This is a genomic window from Serratia sp. Ser99 (assembly GCF_024519545.1).
In the GTDB taxonomy this organism is placed as follows: domain Bacteria; phylum Pseudomonadota; class Gammaproteobacteria; order Enterobacterales; family Enterobacteriaceae; genus Serratia; species Serratia liquefaciens.
Window position 1 is genome coordinate 1 of record NZ_JALJRT010000006.1, and the last position, 16,106, is coordinate 16,106.

The 16,106-nt window shown below is 55.0% G+C and carries 14 protein-coding genes; 5 read left to right on the forward strand and 9 right to left on the reverse strand.

Annotated elements, in window-relative coordinates:
• Window positions 1–669: 669 nt before the first annotated feature.
• Together ureE and NR114_RS13365 are read left to right on the forward strand one after the other, a co-directional pair.
• On the forward strand, window positions 670–1,218 hold the full coding sequence (gene ureE / locus NR114_RS13360) for a hypothetical protein (protein WP_020828026.1): 549 nt from the start codon (window positions 670–672) through the stop codon (window positions 1,216–1,218).
• A gap of 114 nt (window positions 1,219–1,332) precedes the next feature.
• Window positions 1,333–1,755 (forward strand): helix-turn-helix domain-containing protein, encoded by a 423-nt coding sequence (locus tag NR114_RS13365; protein ID WP_020828027.1) that lies wholly within the window; start codon window positions 1,333–1,335, stop codon window positions 1,753–1,755.
• Between the two features lie 48 nt (window positions 1,756–1,803).
• Here the strand turns inward: NR114_RS13365 and nudK are convergent, their stop codons facing one another.
• From nudK to napF, 6 genes are all read right to left on the reverse strand, one after another.
• A complete protein-coding gene (gene nudK / locus NR114_RS13370) occupies window positions 1,804–2,379 on the reverse strand; it encodes a GDP-mannose pyrophosphatase NudK (protein WP_020828028.1) in 576 nt (191 codons plus the stop codon).
• A gap of 130 nt (window positions 2,380–2,509) precedes the next feature.
• Window positions 2,510–3,127, reverse strand: a complete 618-nt coding sequence (napC, locus tag NR114_RS13375; protein WP_020828029.1) for a cytochrome c-type protein NapC — start codon at window positions 3,125–3,127, stop codon at window positions 2,510–2,512.
• 11 nt (window positions 3,128–3,138) lie between these two features.
• Entirely contained in the window at window positions 3,139–3,588 is a 450-nt protein-coding gene (gene napB, locus NR114_RS13380) for a nitrate reductase cytochrome c-type subunit (RefSeq protein ID WP_041414810.1), read from the reverse strand.
• 54 nt (window positions 3,589–3,642) lie between these two features.
• Entirely contained in the window at window positions 3,643–6,129 is a 2,487-nt protein-coding gene (gene napA, locus NR114_RS13385) for a nitrate reductase catalytic subunit NapA (RefSeq protein ID WP_115058345.1), read from the reverse strand.
• Window positions 6,126–6,392, reverse strand: coding sequence for a chaperone NapD (napD, locus tag NR114_RS13390; protein ID WP_020828032.1), 267 nt, complete (start codon window positions 6,390–6,392; stop codon window positions 6,126–6,128). Before napD ends, napA begins: the two co-directional genes overlap by 4 nt.
• Window positions 6,382–6,882 (reverse strand): ferredoxin-type protein NapF, encoded by a 501-nt coding sequence (gene napF / locus NR114_RS13395; RefSeq protein WP_048762772.1) that lies wholly within the window; start codon window positions 6,880–6,882, stop codon window positions 6,382–6,384. Before napF ends, napD begins: the two co-directional genes overlap by 11 nt.
• Before the next feature lie 401 nt (window positions 6,883–7,283).
• Here napF and narQ point away from each other — a divergent pair, with 401 nt between their 5' ends.
• Complete coding sequence (narQ, locus tag NR114_RS13400) at window positions 7,284–8,966, forward strand: nitrate/nitrite two-component system sensor histidine kinase NarQ (RefSeq protein WP_046372966.1); 1,683 nt, start codon at window positions 7,284–7,286, stop codon at window positions 8,964–8,966.
• A 161-nt stretch (window positions 8,967–9,127) separates the two neighbouring features.
• Window positions 9,128–9,760 (forward strand): two-component system response regulator NarL, encoded by a 633-nt coding sequence (gene narL, locus NR114_RS13405; RefSeq protein WP_020828035.1) that lies wholly within the window; start codon window positions 9,128–9,130, stop codon window positions 9,758–9,760.
• Window positions 9,761–9,786: 26 nt separating this feature from the next.
• Here narL and NR114_RS13410 read toward each other — a convergent pair whose 3' ends face one another.
• The gene (locus NR114_RS13410) at window positions 9,787–10,065 is read right to left on the reverse strand and encodes a helix-turn-helix domain-containing protein (RefSeq protein WP_020828036.1); all 279 of its coding nucleotides are present in this window, start codon (window positions 10,063–10,065) and stop codon (window positions 9,787–9,789) included.
• 280 nt (window positions 10,066–10,345) lie between these two features.
• Here NR114_RS13410 and acrD point away from each other — a divergent pair, with 280 nt between their 5' ends.
• Window positions 10,346–13,459, forward strand: a complete 3,114-nt coding sequence (acrD, locus tag NR114_RS13415) for a multidrug efflux RND transporter permease AcrD (protein WP_046372965.1) — start codon at window positions 10,346–10,348, stop codon at window positions 13,457–13,459.
• 269 nt (window positions 13,460–13,728) lie between these two features.
• Here the strand turns inward: acrD and ypfM are convergent, their stop codons facing one another.
• Together ypfM and NR114_RS13425 are read right to left on the reverse strand one after the other, a co-directional pair.
• Window positions 13,729–13,788 carry a protein YpfM gene (ypfM, locus tag NR114_RS13420; RefSeq protein WP_100396732.1) on the reverse strand — a complete coding sequence of 20 codons (60 nt, stop codon included), beginning with the start codon at window positions 13,786–13,788 and terminating at the stop codon, window positions 13,729–13,731.
• Window positions 13,789–14,026: 238 nt separating this feature from the next.
• Complete coding sequence (locus NR114_RS13425; RefSeq protein WP_256814309.1) at window positions 14,027–16,066, reverse strand: TonB-dependent receptor domain-containing protein; 2,040 nt, start codon at window positions 16,064–16,066, stop codon at window positions 14,027–14,029.
• Window positions 16,067–16,106 lie beyond the last annotated feature (40 nt).

A 16,106-nucleotide genomic window follows, 5' to 3' on the forward strand; every position in this document is an offset into this window, starting at 1 on the left:
CCGTGGATAACGTGGTGGCCAAGGCGCAGGCACTGCTGAAATAAGGCATCTCGCGCCGCGTTACCCCAGGCCCGGCATCTTGCCGGGCTTTTTCGTTCTGGTGGAGACTCTTTTTAAAACTCCTATTAACTTCCACTCAATTGAGTTAACCACAAGCAGGTAGTTTATAACTTTACTTTATTTAAAATGACGTTAAAACCCGCACCAGACATAATGAAAATAAAATAACCCCCGCGATAGTTTTATTAAGAAATCAGTTTTCGAGATGTTTATTGATTTTTAGTGCCATTATTTTTATTGCAAAATGGCATATTAATAAGCACCTCATATAACTAATGAAACAGCGCGCCTTGGAACATGCTGTGCACATTTAAACAACAAAAACAAAACAACCAATAAAATCAGTTGATTAAAAACAATCTCGACAAAACACAATAGCCAACAACTATTGATATTTATTTTTTGATCGATACCACCGATAGATTTAACCGATCAAAAGATAAAAATTAATAGATTGAACGATACGAACATAGCGTGTAATTTTCATTCCTATTTTAAAAACCCAAAAGGATAAAATAAAAAAAACAAGAGAAAAGTGTTTCCTTCCGCATTTAGAATCAACTGAGACAATGATATAGGGATATTTAAAACTGACATGAGGGAGACACCATGATTATTATCAGTGAAACACTTGGAAACATAAATCGGCACAAAGAGTGGCAAGACAAGATCCGCGGAACCTCACCAGACTATCTCATTCTGGATTCCGCGCAGTTGGAAAAAGAATGTCATCAACAATCCACCCATGATGGGCTGAGGCTGGCCGTGTTTATGCCACCCAACAGCACGCTGGCGGATGGCGACATTTTAATCTGGGATGAGGAGACGAAAAACGCCGTTATCGTGAAGGTTATCTCGCATGACATTATGGTGATTAACCTGCAGCGCCTGCTCTGCGTCAATGCAGACGCCATTATTCACTATACGTTCAAACTGGGTTTGATTTTGGGGCAGCATAAGCTGCACGCCATGATAAAGAACAACCTGGTTTACGTCCCGATCACCATCGCGACCAGCACGTTGGACGCCCTGTTCAAAGAGAACGGTTTTCACTCCCTGTCCTATTGGTATGTCAACGGTGCCGATATTTCGTCCTTGTTAACCCCCAATGAAATCGATCTGCTGTTCGACGGTATCTTTCCCTCTAGCCATGCGTGACATCAGGAACCTATCCCGCCCGCTGTCAGCATTCTTTTTATAAATCAGAGGCCATTCACCCAAGCAACAGAGTATGAACACCCCAAAAAGCCGATGCGATAAAAGGAGTTTTCCATGGCAATTAATATGCAGATTTTTATTAATGACATGATTAAATGGATAGAAAACAATTTGGGTGCAGAGCTGGATATTGAAACCATTGCCAAGAAATCCGGCTACAGCAGATTCCATATTCAGCGGCTTTTCAAATTGCATGCCGGACTGACCATTGCCCAATATATCAGAATGCGACGAGTCACCGAGGCGGCTATCGCCCTGAGGTTCACCGACAGAAAAATCATGGATATCGCACTAGACTATGGCTTTGACTCTCAGCAGGTTTTTACCCGAATATTCAAAAAACAGCTAAAGACCACGCCAGGCGAGCTGAGGAGAAGCAAGCAATTAAACAATAAGCGGCTCTGCCATTCCTTATACATGCCGACGATGCCACAAAAAATACCGACGGGCCCACCTAACGCCCACAAGCATAGTTAGCGAACGTGGGGTCATCTCGCCGTTCACCGGCGAGATGACCAGCAGGTCTCAGCCCATGATCCGATGAATTTGCAGGTACTGCAGCAGCATGATGGTTTTGCCGTCTTTAATACGGCCGTCGGCAATCATCGCCACCGCTTCGGTAAAGGGCAGTTCTACTACCTCAATATCTTCGTCTTCGATACCGCCGCCGGCCGCATTGCGCTCGTCGTCATGGTACTCGGCAATAAAGAAATGGACGATCTCGGTTACGCCGCCTGGCGACATATAGGCTTCGAAAATCTTCTGCACGTCACCGACCTGAAAACCGGTTTCTTCTACCGCTTCGCGACGTGCGCATTGCTCTGGAGAATCGGCATCCAACAAGCCAGCACAGGCCTCTAACAGCATGCCGCTGTCGTTGCCGTTCACATAGGTCGGCATGCGGAACTGATTGGTCAGCACCACGGTCCCTTTGGCACGGTTGTACAACAAAATGGTTGCGCCATTACCACGATCGTAGACTTCGCGCATCTGCTGAACGGAACCGCCATCCTTACGCTTCAGATCAAAAGTATATTTGTGCAGCACATACCAGTTATCCGAAAGCAGCTCTTTCTTCACATTCTCAATTTTCGCCGACATGAACCCTTCTTCTTTTCCGTTAGCTGAAACGCAAAAATGATACCGCGATTAAGCGCCGAAGGGGCAATGGATTTGCAACAAAAAGCCCCGCGGCTCATGGAGCGCTACGGGGCATTTGACCGCAAAAGATTTAGAACCCGTTAGGAACGTCGCGCATGTCCGGCAGCTTGTGCGCAATCCCCTTGTGGCAATCGATACAGGTCTTGCCTTCCGTTACCGCCTTGTCGTGCATCTTCGCCGCCACGGTTTTCTGTGCGGTGAAGTCCATATACTCGAAGTTGTGGCAGTTACGGCACTCCTGAGAATCGTTGGCCTTCATTCGCGCCCATTCGTTGCTCGCCATCGCCAGCCGATGCTGGTCAAACTTCTGCGGCGTGTCGATCAGGCCGAACGCCTTGGCGTACAGCTCCTTGCTGGCCTTTATCTTACGCAGCATTTTCGGTGCCCATTCATGAGGCACATGGCAATCCGGGCAGGTCGCACGCACGCCGCTGCGGTTGTTGTAATGAACCGTGCCCATGTACTCCTCGTAGACGTTTTCACGCATTTCATGGCAGCCGATACAGAACTGCTCGGTATTCGCCGCCTCCATGCCGGTATTGAAGCCGCCCCAGAAGATGATCCCGGCGCCAAAGCCCAGCAGCAACAGCGTGCCCAACGCCAGGCGGCTTGGCCTGCGCCACCAGCGCCATAAACGTAACAGCAGGCCGGGCTTTTTCTCAGTCGTGGTGTGTTTGCGTTCGCTCATAGCTCCCCCGCTTAGCGCCCAAAGCCCGGCATGGGCTGGAAATCATTGCCGACAATCGGCGCCGCGTCGGTTTGCGGTACGTGGCACTGCAGGCAGAAGTAGCGACGTGGCGCGACATCGCTCAGCACCTTGCCGTCCCGGTCCATAAAGTGCGTCGGGCTGATGCGCGGTGCGCCGGTGGTGCGGTAATGCTCCACCCCGTGGCACTGCAGGCAACGGTTGGTGTTCTTGCTGATCTGGTAACCGTCAACGCTGTGCGGGATCATCGGCGGCTGATTGACATAGTTCAGCGCCATCCGCTCCTGCTGTTTCGGCATCGAAATCGGCCCGCCGACCGAGGCGGACACTTCCGGAGATTTACTGAGATCAACATCACCCGCGGCAAACGCCAGGCCGGCGAACGCCAGCGACAATAAGGTCACCCACAGGGCAAGCGTCTTTTTCATAACAGGGCTTTTCATTTTTATTTGGCTCCCGGGTAATAAAATGGGGTCTTCATTCGCAATTCGTCAGCCTCACACCTTCTGCAACTTCACGGCGCATTTCTTGAAGTCGACTTCTTTAGAAAGCGGATCGGTGGCGTCCAGCGTCAGGTTGTTCACCAACTGCGCCGCATCGAAGAACGGCATATACACCAGCCCTCTTGGCGGGCGGTTACGGCCACGAGTTTCGACGGAGCTGATCACCTCACCGCGGCGCGACAGCACCTTGACCTTGTCACCACGACGCAGGCCACGGCTTTTGGCATCCAGCGGATGGATAAACAACACCGCCTGCGGAAAGGCGCGATGCAGCTCCGGTACCCGTCGGGTCATGGTGCCGGTGTGCCAATGCTCCAGCACCCGACCGGTGGAAAGCCAAAGATCGTATTCGCCGTCCGGGCTTTCCGCCGCCGGTTCAAACGGCAGCGCAAAGATCACCGCCTTGCCGTCGGGTTTACCGTAGAAACGCACCGCTTCGCCCGCCTTCACATACGGATCCGTTCCTTCGCGGTAGCGCCACAGCGTTTCTTTGCCGTCCACCACCGGCCAACGCAGACCGCGTGCCTGGTGGTAACTGTCGAACGGCGCCAAATCGTGACCGTGGCCACGCCCGAAACCGGCATACTCCTCAAACAACCCTTTCTGCAGATAGAAGCCGACTTCCCGCGCCTCATCGTTGAGCTGGTCCGCCGGGATTTCCGACAGCGGGTACTTATTGACCTGGCCGTTGGCGAACAGCACGTCGTACAACGTTTTGCCGCGATATTCCGGCTTTTGCGCCAGCAGATCGGCCGGCCACACTTCCTCAACCTTGAAGCGTTTGGAGAACTCCACCAGTTGCCACAGATCGGATTTTGCCTCGCCCGGCGCTTTCACCTGCTGACGCCAGAACTGAGTACGACGCTCCGCATTGCCATAGGCGCCCTCTTTCTCCACCCACATGGCCGTCGGCAGGATCAGATCGGCGGCTAATGCGCTGACGGTTGGATAGGGATCGGACACCACCACGAAGTTGCGCGGATCGCGCCAGCCCGGCATCCTTTCTTCATTGATGTTCGGCCCGGCCTGCATGTTGTTGTTACACATCACCCAGTAGGCGTTCAGCTTGCCGTCTTTCAGCGCACGGTCTTGCGCCACCGCATGCAAACCGACTTTCGCCGGAATGGTGCCGGCCGGCAGTTGCCATTTCTGTTCGGCGATTTGGCGGTGTTTCTCATTGGTGACCACCATGTCAGCCGGCAGACGGTGAGAGAAAGTCCCGACCTCACGTGCGGTACCGCACGCAGAAGGCTGGCCGGTCAGGGAGAACGGCCCGCAGCCGGGCTTGGAGATCTTGCCGGTCAGCAAATGCAGGTTGTAGCACAGGTTATTGGCCCACACGCCGCGCGTATGCTGGTTGAAGCCCATGGTCCAGTACGACACCACCTTGATGTTCGGGTCGGCATACAGCTTCGCCAGCGCTTCCAACTGGTCTTCCGGCACGCCGCTCATTTGGGCCGTTTTTTCCAGCGTGTATTCCGCCACGAAGGCTTTGTACTCTTCGAAACTCATCGGCTCGGAGGCATCTGAACCCGGGTTTTTCGCTTTTTTCTCCAGCGGATGCGTCGGACGCAAGCCGTAGCCGATATCCGTCGCACCGCGGCGGAAGTTGACGTGCCGATTCAGGAAGTCCTGATCTACCGCGTTGTTTTGAATGATGTAGTTGGCGATGTAGTTCATGATCGCCAAATCGGTCTGCGGCGTGAACACCATGCCGTTGTCCGCCAGTTCGAAGCTGCGGTGCTCGAAGGTGGACAACACCGAGACGTTGACGTGCTGGTTGCTCAGGCGACGGTCGGTAATGCGCGACCACAGGATCGGGTGCATCTCCGCCATGTTGGAGCCCCACAGCACAAAGGCGTCGGCCTGCTCGATATCGTCATAGCAGCCCATAGGCTCGTCCATGCCGAAGGTACGCATAAAGCCCACCACCGCCGACGCCATGCAGTGACGTGCGTTAGGATCCAGGTTATTGGAACGCAGCCCGGCCTTGAGCAACTTGGCGGCAGCGTAGCCTTCCCACACCGTCCACTGGCCGGAGCCGAACATACCGACCGCCTCTGGGCCTTTCTCTTTCAAAGCCTGCTTGAACTTGTCGGCCATGACGTCGAAAGCCTGCTGCCAACTGACCGGGGTAAATTCGCCTTCTTTATGGTACTGGCCGTCTTTCATGCGCAGCAGCGGCTGAGTCAGACGGTCTTTGCCGTACATGATTTTTGGCAGGAAATAGCCTTTGATACAGCTCAACCCACGGTTGACCGCCGCGTCCGGATCGCCCTGCGAGGCAACAATACGGCCATTCTGAGTGCCGACCAGCACCCCGCAGCCGGTGCCGCAGAAACGGCATGGCGCTTTGTCCCATTTGATAGCGTCAGCACTGCCCGCTACCGCCTGTGCCACCGTGGGAATAGTCAGCCCGGCGGCGGCCGCAGCGGCTACCGCGGCATTAGCTTTCATGAAGTCTCGACGACTGAGTTTCATGGCGTTACCTCACCTTGAGTGTCCTGCTGGTGATAAACCAGCGATACCGCCAGCACGCCATCCAGATTGCGCACCGACTCAATTTTTTCCAGCAGCCCTTGAGAGCATGCCGCTTGCATCACTACCACCAGCTTGCCGTTCTGCTGATCCTGCGCCGGAATTTCCGTGTCAGCGATCGCCAGCAAGGCCGTGACGAGTTGGGGAAAGCTTTCCGGTCTCGCCTGCACGACCAGACCGCTGACATGCCATTCGCTATTCATCATTATTATTTTCGCTCTGGGTTAAGGTGACGGCGCCGGTCGGGCAACCGGCGACACAGGCACCGCAGCCGTTGCAGGCTGCTACATCCAGTACCGGCTGCGCCATTTCGCCCAAGCGGGGCCGAAAGCGGATCGCCTGGGGCTCGCAGCTGTCCTGGCAGCTGCGGCACTCCACGCCCCGCTGTGCCAGGCAGGCAGTACCGAATACCGCGTGTTGTCGCCAGGGGGTTTCCGTCAGTGGACGAAACACGGGTTCCGCGCAGGCCTGCGCACAACGCCCGCAAAACGTGCATTCCGCGCGTTGGAAATCAATTTCGGGAAAACCGCCGCTGCCGCTGATGAGCACCCCGGTTTCACAGGCGCGAACGCAGGCCTGACAGCGGGTGCAATCGGTAATAAAAAGGGATCCTTGCCGCGACCACGGGGGACGGATCGCTGCAGTTGGCTGACGCCATTGTCCTCCGAGCAGTTTGCGTCGCGACAATATGGTCATGCTGGTTATCCTTGACATTGCAAACACGGCATCGCGTGTAAATAGAACCTGTTTTTGTATTGTTATTGTTGCTGCTGTGCCCAGTGGGTTTCATCATGCTGACAGGCATAAACCCCTGAGAAAGACGGGGGTAAGATAAGAGGAGCGCGGGGGGTATATAATCCCCCTAAAGGGGTAAATACGGGGGTAGCTTGCGCCAGATCAATCTATTAATGGGGTTCGCGGGGTTTTCGTCCCCGATCTGCCGTCAAACGCTATCTAGTTGATTATATAACGTAGATGCTTACCGCTGCGACAAACGACCTGGCGCACAATGCCGCGCATTTTAGTTGCAAAAGTTATAATTTTGCTTTCGAATGAAACCCGGCAATGCCCATTGCCTGCAAGAGAAGGATGAAGGATTGCTTGTTAAACGTTCAGTGACCAGCAGCCTGGCCAAGGCGCTGTTTTGCATTGTGATTCTGTCCGTGCTCTCTACCGGGTTGGCGCTGACCACCGTCGCGGACAGCCTGCGCGATGCCGAAGCGGTCAACATCGCCGGTTCACTGCGCATGCAGAGCTACCGGCTGGCGTATGATCTCACCCGCTCCGCCCCGGAGCTGGAACAACACCTGCTGCAGTATCAGCAGTCTCTGCAAGCCCCGGCATTGCAAAAGCTCGATCGTTTTTACGTGCCTGCAGACGTGCGGGAAAAATACCTGTCGCTGCAGCACGCCTGGCAACCACTGGCACAGCAAATCCAGGCCGGTCAGTCGGCCGATTATCAGGCCAATATCGCCGGCTATGTTAACCAGATTGACCATTTCGTGTTAGCGCTGCAGCGTTATTCCGAGTTGAAACTGACCATCGTGGCCACCATTAGCGTCGTGGGCTATATCGCCATCATCGGTCTGGTGCTGTTTTGCATCCGCTTTATGCGCCGTCAGGTAGTGGCGCCGCTCAAGCATCTGGTAGACGCCAGCCAGCGTGTGCAACAGCGCGACTTTAACCATCTCCCGCTGGATACCGCACTGCCGAACGAGCTGGGCGTGCTGTCGCAGGCCTTTACCGCCATGTCCGGCGATCTGGCCAAACTTTACCAGTCGCTGGAACAGAAAGTGCAGGTGAAAACCCAGCGCCTGCAACAGGCGAACAAGACGCTGGAGGTGCTGTACAACTGCTCGCAGGCGCTGAGCGTGCGGCAGATAGATCAGCAGGCTTTTGAGAAAATCCTGCATATCGTGCGTCAAAGTGAAGATTTGCATTGCATCCGCTTAAAAGTGGCGGACAGCCTCAGCGAATGGCAGTTGCACAGCGGTCTCCCTTCATCGACGCTGGACTGGCAATCGCTGACCATCATCCAGGGCGACAAACCGCTGGGGGAACTGAGCTGGCAATATCAGGAACATCCGCCGCATCCGCACCTGATGCAGAGCGTGGCCAACATGCTCAGCCGCGGGGTTTATTTTAACCGGGCGCAGAAACAGCACATGCAATTCCTGTTGATGGAAGAGCGCGCCACCATCGCCCGGGAACTGCACGACTCTCTGGCGCAGGCCCTGTCGTTTTTACGTATTCAGCTCACTTTGCTCAAGCGCACGTTGGCGGACAGCACCCCCGACGCACAAGAGATTATCGCCGATTTTGATCGGGCTCTGGCCGATGCTTATCGCCAGCTGCGCGAGCTATTGACCACCTTCCGCCTGAACATTCAGGAAGCCGACTTGAACACCGCATTGAACCAATTGTTGGCGCCATTAAAGGTTCTTACCGCAGCGCGGATTCAGTTACACTGTCGGCTTTCTTCCCAGGCGCTTAACGCTCAGCAGCAGGTACATGCGCTGCAAATTGTGCGTGAAGCGGTGCTCAACGCCATCAAACATGCCGATGCACGGGAGATCGTGATTCGCTGTGAGGTCACGGCCGAGGGTGACAACAGGATCAGCATCGCTGACGATGGCTGCGGTATTGCCAGCCTGAATGAACCTGAAGGTCACTACGGGCTGACCATCATGAGCGAACGCGCCGCGCGGCTGGGGGGAACGCTGCGCATCCAGCGGGGTGAGCCAGACGGCACGGAAGTCCGCCTGACATTTCCGCCATAAAACCACGACCGTTCACCCTTCGTTACGGTTTAACGATGTCCGACGGTCATTTCAGGATGTTTGTGGCGCCAATTGCCACTATTTTATAAGAGTCAGTCCCACTGTGAAGCGTGCTGGACAGCGCGTTTGAGTGGCTTTACTCGCTACAGGGAGCATATTTCATGGTGATGAAGAATTACCGAGTGATGATCGTCGACGACCACCCGCTGATGCGCCGAGGCATCAAGCAGCTGTTGGGGCTGGATCCGCTGTTCAACGTGGTCGCCGAAGCCAGCAACGGCAACGAAGCCATTACTTTCGCGCTGCAGCAGGCTCCGGACGTGATCCTGCTCGATCTGAATATGAAAGGTTTGTCCGGCCTGGACACGCTGAAGGCGCTGCGCAATGAAGGCGTCGATGCGCGGATCATCGTGCTGACGGTATCAGACTCGCGCAACGACGTTTATGCGCTGATTGACGCGGGAGCCGACGGCTACCTGCTGAAAGACAGCGAACCTGAACAGCTGCTGGAGCATATTCGCTCAGCGGCGGAAGGACAAAACGTGATCAGCGACGCGGTGGCGGACTACCTGTTATCCCGCAGTGAACAACATAATCCTTTTGCCGAGCTGACCGAACGCGAGCTGGACGTCTTGCAGGAAGTGGCGCGTGGCCTGTCCAATAAACAGGTGGCGGCGCAACTGCATATTTCTGAAGAGACGGTGAAGGTGCATATCCGTAACATGCTGCGCAAACTGGACGTGCGTTCACGCGTGGCCGCGACGGTGATGTATCTGGAACACCGGAGTCAATAAGGCTTCCCCGGCGCGCCGGGGAGGGTTTATTCGATGGCGGCAAGCAACGCCTGATGATGCTGGTGAACCCAGCTCTTGTTGATCGGCCCCCAGCTTTCCAACTGGTAAAAACCGTCGTTATTGCGCACGCCCTGCTGAACAAACTGCAATGCCACTCCCAAGCCCGGCAAGGCTTTCAACACGTCTTGCAGGGTGCGACGCGGCCAGCCGGTCAATTCCATCAGCCGCGGGACGTTTGGCCGTTCGCTGTGGCTGATTAACCAGCACAGATAAAGACGACGGGCAAATACCGGGTTAATTTCCATGCCTTGCTCCTGCTTTAAGGTGAGTCCTGATGACGTCGCGGGAACCCCAGCGGTCAGGTCCTTGATTGCAATAAAATTGTCTTAATGACGTTTTTAACGGCAATGATGGCAATATTGCGCGTTTATCCTACCGTTATTTACATTATCTCCTTTTTTTCTCCACGCTTTACTCCCACTTCCCGAGTAAAGTGCATAAGCGCCGGAATCCTTCCCAGCCGCTGATAAACGCAATTCTGATGCGTCTTAAAGATAGAACAAGTCACAACGAGGTTCGCGCTGCATGGCCAATTTTTTTATTGATCGCCCGATTTTCGCCTGGGTTCTGGCAATTATTCTTTGCCTGACCGGCGCCTTGGCGATTTTTTCATTACCGGTGGAACAGTACCCTAACCTCGCGCCGCCAAACGTTCGCATCAGCGCCAACTACCCTGGCGCCTCGGCGCAAACGCTGGAAAACACCGTCACCCAAATTATCGAACAGAACATGACCGGCCTGGACAACATGATGTATATGTCGTCACAGAGCACCAATACCGGCCGGGCGACGGTCACGCTGACCTTTGAGGCCGGCACCGATCCTAACGAGGCGATGCAGCAGGTGCAAAACCAGCTGCAGGCGGCCATCAAACGACTGCCGCAGGCGGTGCAGACCCAGGGCGTGACGGTGTCGAAATCCGGCGATACCACGCTGATGATGGTGGCCTTCGTCTCCACCGACGGCAGCATGGACAAGCAGGATATTGCCGATTACATCGTTTCCAACCTGCAGGATCCGCTCAGCCGTATCAACGGCGTGGGCAGCATGGACGTCTACGGCTCGCAATACGCCATGCGCATCTGGCTCGACCCCAACAAGCTCAACAGCTACCAGCTCACCACCCAGGACGTGGTCAGCGCGATCCAATCGCAGAATGCGCAGGTGGCGGTCGGCCAGCTTGGTGGTACGCCGTCGGTCGACAAGCAGGCGCTCAACGCCACCATTAACGCACAATCACAGTTGCAAACGCCGGAACAATTCAAGCAAATCACCCTGCGGGTCAATCAGGACGGCTCACTGGTGACGCTGGGCGATGTTTCCACCATTGAACTGGGTGGCGAAAACTACGACTACCTCAGCCGCTATAACGGTATGCAGGCCGCCGGCATGAACATCAAGCTGGCGTCCGGGGCCAACGAGCTGCAAACCGATCAGTTGGTGAAAGACAAGATTGCCGAACTGTCGCAGTATTTCCCGCACGGGCTGGAGGCTAAAGTCGCCTATGAAACCACCCCGTTCGTTAAGGCCTCAATCAAAGACGTGGTGAAAACCCTGCTGGAAGCCATTGTATTGGTGTTCCTGGTGATGTACCTGTTCCTGCAGAATTTCCGCGCCACGCTGATCCCCACCATCGCCGTGCCGGTGGTGCTGATGGGCACCTTTGCCATCCTTTCCGCCTGCGGATTCAGTATCAACACCCTGACCATGTTCGCCATGGTGCTGGCCATCGGGCTGCTGGTGGATGACGCCATCGTGGTGGTGGAAAACGTCGAACGCGTGATGAGCGAAGAAGGTTTGCCGCCACGGGAAGCTACGCGCAAATCCATGGGGCAAATCCAGAGTGCGTTGGTCGGTATCGCCATGGTGCTATCGGCGGTATTTATCCCGATGGCGTTCTTCGGCGGCACTACCGGCGCCATTTACCGCCAGTTCTCCATCACCATCGTTTCCGCCATGGTGCTGTCGGTGCTGGTGGCGATGATCCTGACCCCTGCCCTGTGCGCCACCCTGCTCAAACCCATTGCCAAAGGCCACCATCACGGCAAGCGCGGCTTCTTCGGCTGGTTCAACCGCATGTTCAACCGCAACGCCGACCGCTACGAGCGTGGTGTGGCGCGGGTGCTCCATTCCAGCCTGCGTTATATGCTGATTTACGTGTTGCTGCTCGGCGGGATGGCGCTGCTGTTCATCAAGCTGCCGACCTCCTTCCTGCCTCAGGAGGACCGTGGCGTATTCACCGTTCAGGTGCAGCTGCCGCCAGGATCGACCCTGCAGCAAACCACCAAGGTCGTGGAAAAGGTGGAAAATTACTTCCTGACCAAAGAAAAAGAAGATGTGCTGTCGGTGTTCTCCACCATCGGTGCCGGGCCGGGCGGTAACGGACAGAACGTGGCGCGTATGTTTATTCGTTTGAAAGACTGGGAGTTGCGCACCTCAGGTGCCAACAGCTCTTTCGATATCATCGATCGCGCGACTCATGAGTTTAATAAGATTAACGAGGCTCGGGTGATAGCCAGCAGCCCGCCGGCCATCACCGGCCTGGGCAACTCATCCGGTTTCGATATGGAACTGGAAGATCACGCAGGCCAGGGGCACGACAAACTGATGGCGGCACGCGATCAGTTGCTGCAACTGGCTGCGGCCAATCCCCTGCTTTCACGGGTGCGTCACAATGGCCTGGATGACAGCCCGCAGTTGCAAATCGATATCGACCAACGCAAGGCGCAGGCGCTGGGCGTCTCCATCGATGACATCAACAACACGCTGTCGACCGCCTGGGGTTCCACCTACGTCAACGACTTTGTCGATCGCGGCCGGGTGAAGAAGGTTTATGTGCAGGCTGCCGCACCGTTCCGCATGCTGCCCGGCGACATCGACAAATGGTACGTGCGTAACAGCGCAGGCGGCATGGTGCCGTTCACCGCCTTCGCCACCTCGCATTGGGAATACGGCTCACCGCGTCTGGAACGCTATAACGGCAACTCGGCGCTGGAGATTGTCGGCGAAGCGGCTGAGGGCGTCAGTAGCGGTACCGCGATGGCGGAAATGGAGAAAATCGTCAGCCAGTTACCGACCGGCTTCGGTCTGGAATGGACCGCCATGTCCTACCAGGAACGCCTTTCCGGTTCGCAAGCGCCAGCGCTGTACGCCATTTCACTGCTGGTGGTGTTCCTGTGCCTGGCAGCGCTTTATGAAAGCTGGTCGATTCCGTTCTCGGTGATGCTGGTGGTGCCGCTCGGCCTGATTGGTGCCGTTGCTGCCACCTGGCTGCGTGGGTTGGAAAATGACGTTTACTTCCAGGTGGGGATGCTGACCATTATCGGGCTGTCGGCGAAAAACGCCATTCTGATCGTCGAATTCGCCAACGAGCTGAATCAAAAAGGGCAGGATCTGATGTCGGCCACGCTGGAAGCCTCGCGCATGCGCCTGCGGCCGATTTTGATGACCTCGCTGGCCTTTATCTTCGGCGTACTGCCGATGACCATCAGCAGCGGCGCCGGCTCCGGCAGCCAACATGCGGTGGGCACCGGGGTGATGGGCGGCATGATTTCCGCTACCCTGCTGGCGATCTTCTTCGTGCCATTATTCTTCGTGCTGGTACGCCGCCGTTTCCCTGGCAAGCAACCTATACCCTAAATAATTGGAGTTGCATCGAGGCGGCAACGCAGCGAATCCCCAGGAGCTTACACTAGTAAGTGACTGGGGTGAGTGAGGAAAGCCAACAAAGATGCAGCTTTAAGTATGACGGGTATTTAGCCACTACAACGGAAGACGCAGGGGAATAACGGACATAAAAAAGCAGCGTCGGGTAACCGATGCTGCTTTATTTCGAACCCGAGGCTCGATCCCAAGGTGTTTCAATGACCAACCAATAAACCAACCTTGCTATCAACTTTACCGCAGTGTCAGTTACCTAACATCTCATCGATGAAGTCTTTCCAGTTTCCCAACTCACGATCAACCATAATAATTCACAACCTCAATTAATAGACGAAGCGAATTCTACGCCTGTTTTTTGAGCAAGTGAAGCACCTCGGGAACGATGCCACCCGCGAAAACAGGGGATAGTGCACATTTTCGTACTTATCTTATCGAGCAAGAACTACGGCTATTCCCTTCCGATATCAATCCAGCAAATGAGATAGATAAAAGATCTAAACCGACCGCCATTGGCTGGCGGCCGGAGCTTTAACTCAGCGAGATTTAGAAATCAACGCGCAGGCCAAGGTTGTAGTGACGGCCTTCAAGCTGCGGATAAGCGCCCCAATTGGTGGTGCGTTTAGGGGCCGTATCCAAGATGTTATACACGCCGGCCATCACCTGAGTGTGCTTATCCAGGCGATAAATCACGCCGGCATCCAACAAGGCATAAGCGCTATAGCGGGTATGATTACCGGTATCCTCGTTGCGGCTGCGATAATTGACCTTGGACCAAACGTCCAATGCCGAAGCTGCGGCCCACTTGGCGGATAAGTTGGCCATGTGTTTCGGGAAGTCATTCAGCGCATAACCCTTGTTGATGCCGTTTTTCTGTTCACTCTTGTTAAACGTATAGTTTGCGCTGAGGTTCAAACTGTCAGTCGCCTGCCAATCGGCATTGAGCTCCACACCGTAGACATTGGCCTTGCCGATATTGAAATATTTATCAATGGAATCGGCGTTATAGCCGTTAACCACGCAAGGGTGATTCTCACTCGCCTCGCAGATGTTAACTTCAGCGATTTTGTCCTTGAAGTCGGTATAAAACACCGTGGCGTCGAGGGATAAATCACGGTTGTTGTTCCAGTACAGGCCCAGCTCGGTATTCACGCTGGTTTCCGGCTTCAGCTCGCTGTTGCCCACCGACAGATAGGGATAAGGCGGGTTGCTGCCACGCGGCGTAATGAATTGATCCGAGTTTTCCCGCAGCGAAGGTTTTTTATAGCCGGAAGAGATCCCGCCCTTCAGCGCCCAGGCTTCGTCTAAAATCCAGTTGCCGTAGAGTTTCGGGCTGATGTGGGTGCCGAAGTAGTTGTCCCTGTCCATACGCGCCGAGGTTGTCAGCGAAAAGTCATCGATATTCCACTGCCCTTCGGCAAACAGTGCCCACCCATCACGCGAAATTTTGGTTACCGGATCGATCCCCGGCGCTTTTTTACTGTCGGCGTAGAAATCGTCATTGAGCGTTTCGCGGCTGTAATTGGCACCGACGGTCAGGTTATGTTCCCCCAAACTCAGTTTGGCCTGGCTATTCAGCACATAATTTTCGGTCTGGATATGCTGCGGGGCCAGGCTGACGGAGCGATATACCGATTCGCCTTTCTCGTACTGGAAATAACTGGTGGTGGCGACACTGTCATCCACGTACCAACCTGAATGAGTCAGGCTCAGAGCATCGCGATCGAAGTCCCAGCCCCACGGCGTACCGCCGCCTTTGGCAGAACGGCTGCGTTTTTTCTCTCCTTTGGCCAGGTTCAGATCGAACAGGTTAGTTTCATTGGCGGCAAAGCCGAGCGTCATGTCGAGCGACTTCTTGTTGTTTTTGCTGAAGGCGTTAGGTTTTTCATCTTCACGGCGATCGAGGTAGTCCGCCGACAGGCTGAGGCCCAGTACATCGGGCACCAAGGGCCCCATCAAAAACAGATTGGCTTGTTGGGTGTTACCGAAGTCCTGATGCTGTTGCAGGAAGCTGTTGCCGGCAATCGAGCCAATCCACTCCCGTACGCCAAACGGCTTTTTGGTGATCACGTTGACCACGCCGCCAATGGAGTCGGAACCGTATAACGATGACATAGGGCCACGGATCACTTCAATGCGGTCGATGGCCGCCAGCGGCGGTAAAAAACCGGCTTCGGTACCGATATTCTGACCATACGGGCGCGACTCGCCGGTATTTTGTTTGATGCTGTTGACCATGAACGAGGTGTAACTCGAGTCCATGCCGCGGATCATCACATCGCCGGTCACTTCGCTCCCGGCCCCGTTGCTGACGAACACCCCGGAAACATCCTGCACCGCTTCGGCGACATCCCGGCTGTTCTGCTTTTCGAAGGTCTTTTTATCGATGACGGAGATACTGGCGGGGGCATATTTTTTGTTCTGCTTGAACCCGGAGGCGGTCACCACGACCTGATCCTCTTGCAAGGCATCCTTGTCTTTTTCTGTCCCGCCTTCCTGTGCGTAAACCTGGGGTGCGCACATCAAAGCCAGCGCAATGGCCGTGGCGATGCGGGAGCCCTTTCCCATGGAGGGTTGATTGATCATTTCCTTTCCTAATAAAGCCTGTTTCCGGTGGGTGTTGTCG

Coding starts and splice junctions, on each gene's coding strand:
- ureE (WP_020828026.1), top strand. CDS start 670: ATGATTATTATCAGTGAAACACTTGGAAACATAAATCGGCACAAAGAG.
- napC (WP_020828029.1), bottom strand. CDS start 3,127: ATGAGCGAACGCAAACACACCACGACTGAGAAAAAGCCCGGCCTGCTG.
- napB (WP_041414810.1), bottom strand. CDS start 3,588: ATGAAAAGCCCTGTTATGAAAAAGACGCTTGCCCTGTGGGTGACCTTA.
- narL (WP_020828035.1), top strand. CDS start 9,128: ATGGTGATGAAGAATTACCGAGTGATGATCGTCGACGACCACCCGCTG.
- acrD (WP_046372965.1), top strand. CDS start 10,346: ATGGCCAATTTTTTTATTGATCGCCCGATTTTCGCCTGGGTTCTGGCA.
- NR114_RS13365 (WP_020828027.1), top strand. CDS start 1,333: ATGGCAATTAATATGCAGATTTTTATTAATGACATGATTAAATGGATA.
- nudK (WP_020828028.1), bottom strand. CDS start 2,379: ATGTCGGCGAAAATTGAGAATGTGAAGAAAGAGCTGCTTTCGGATAAC.
- NR114_RS13410 (WP_020828036.1), bottom strand. CDS start 10,065: ATGGAAATTAACCCGGTATTTGCCCGTCGTCTTTATCTGTGCTGGTTA.
- napF (WP_048762772.1), bottom strand. CDS start 6,882: ATGACCATATTGTCGCGACGCAAACTGCTCGGAGGACAATGGCGTCAG.
- napA (WP_115058345.1), bottom strand. CDS start 6,129: ATGAAACTCAGTCGTCGAGACTTCATGAAAGCTAATGCCGCGGTAGCC.
- napD (WP_020828032.1), bottom strand. CDS start 6,392: ATGATGAATAGCGAATGGCATGTCAGCGGTCTGGTCGTGCAGGCGAGA.
- NR114_RS13425 (WP_256814309.1), bottom strand. CDS start 16,066: ATGATCAATCAACCCTCCATGGGAAAGGGCTCCCGCATCGCCACGGCC.